This window comes from Alteromonas sp. BZK5, assembly GCF_014349115.1.
Taxonomy (GTDB): Bacteria; Pseudomonadota; Gammaproteobacteria; order Enterobacterales; family Alteromonadaceae; genus Alteromonas; species Alteromonas macleodii.
This window is the reverse complement of sequence record NZ_JACSOE010000250.1, coordinates 1-1432: the sequence shown is the minus strand read 5'-3', so window position 1 is coordinate 1432 and position 1432 is coordinate 1. Positions and strand designations below refer to the sequence as shown.

Sequence of the window (1432 nt, the reverse complement as noted above, 5' to 3'; positions counted from 1 at the left end):
TAATGCCAGTCAGTTAAGCTGACTGGCATTTTTCTTTGTGGGGTATTTAGTCGGTCTTTTCCTCACTACTCTGGGGTAATACCTGTCAGGTCGTTTGTCAGGGAGCCTCATCATCCTCAGCGATTCCATTAGGTATTCATAGTGAGCGGGCAGTTTAGTTACTGTCTCCGGCAATGTGGTCAGGAAGAATACAATGATATGTCTCATACAGAGACCAAAGCTAAGGCGGGAAGGAGATAATTCCGGCATGTCTTTTACGGCATCCAGCATCATCATTCTAATCAGGTTGTAGGCTACCAACAGCCCCCAGAGTTCCTGTCGAACCATCTCAGGTTTCTTACTGCGCAGTGTCAGTTTTGCCTGATGTAGTGTCTGTTTCATTTCTCTGAAGCCCAGTTCGATTTCCCAGCGTTGAACATACACATTGACAACTTCTTCGTAGGGAAACTGCATTGCATCGACCATTGAACTGAGCACGCGGTAAGACTTTCCATCTACTTTGTAGCGGGTCAGTCTCGCTTCAATGGTTTCGGGTAAACCATCAAATTTCTTCCTGGCTTGAGGAGAGGTTTTAAGCGTGATAACAGCATCATCCTCGCTGAGTTGATGTCTCACAGTATACTGTAAATCTTTACGGGCGGGGAGCATCCAGTGCGTATTAACACCTTTAGTCATCCACAAGTACAGTAGCCCCAGCGAATAATACCCTCTGTCAAAAAGGGTCAGAGAGTTATCGGGAACCGAAGGAACAAGCCGCTGTGCAAGAGACATCTCTCCCACATCCCGGCTGTCAAATTCACTGGCCAACAGAAGGTGGCTGGACGTTTCCATCAGACTACACATGCGTACCTGTGGGTACGGATTATCACCCTTAGCATTCCGGTCACAACCAAATGCATCAAGGTTCTCAGCAGTATCCTGAGCACGGAACATTACGCCGTCAACCGCCAGTACATTTAAACCACACCACTGTTCAAAGGCATATTCAGTGAATGCCCGCTGTGCCATCAATTTGAAGACGTGACCGACAGCATCATCACCCAACCTTTGGCGGGCTTGTACCACTGCACTCGGAGCAACAAAGCGGTTTTTACCCGGAAGCGAAACATTGAGTTTATTCGCGATGTCCCAGACAGGATCGTTACGAAAAAGACTCATGCCGACAATGGTTAACACTACCGAATCTAAAGGCAAACGGCGACGTCTGACAGTCGCCACACCTGATAGCTCATAGGCTTGCTGAAGAAGTTCAGGGTCAACAAACGACATCAGTTTATCGATGGCATTTAAATCTTCTGCATGGCTGAATGTTTCATCGAGGTTTGTAAGTAAAGACATTAAAAAATCCGATACCAGAGACTGATATCGGATTTTGAAGCCTTAAAAAGATCGGTCAACCGATCATGAAAATTTTCTTAACTGATCGGCATTA

1 protein-coding gene is annotated in these 1432 nt (G+C 46.4%); it reads right to left on the bottom strand.

Annotation, left to right across the window (positions count from 1 at the left end; genetic code table 11):
* Positions 1–9: 9 nt before the first annotated feature.
* Positions 10–1338, bottom strand: coding sequence for an IS4 family transposase (locus BIZ39_RS21730; RefSeq protein ID WP_014975370.1), 1329 nt, complete (start codon positions 1336–1338; stop codon positions 10–12).
* Positions 1339–1432 lie beyond the last annotated feature (94 nt).

What these genes read in the sequence shown, in the direction of transcription:
- BIZ39_RS21730 (WP_014975370.1), bottom strand. Translation starts at nt 1,338, where the DNA reads ATGTCTTTACTTACAAACCTCGATGAAACATTCAGCCATGCAGAAGAT.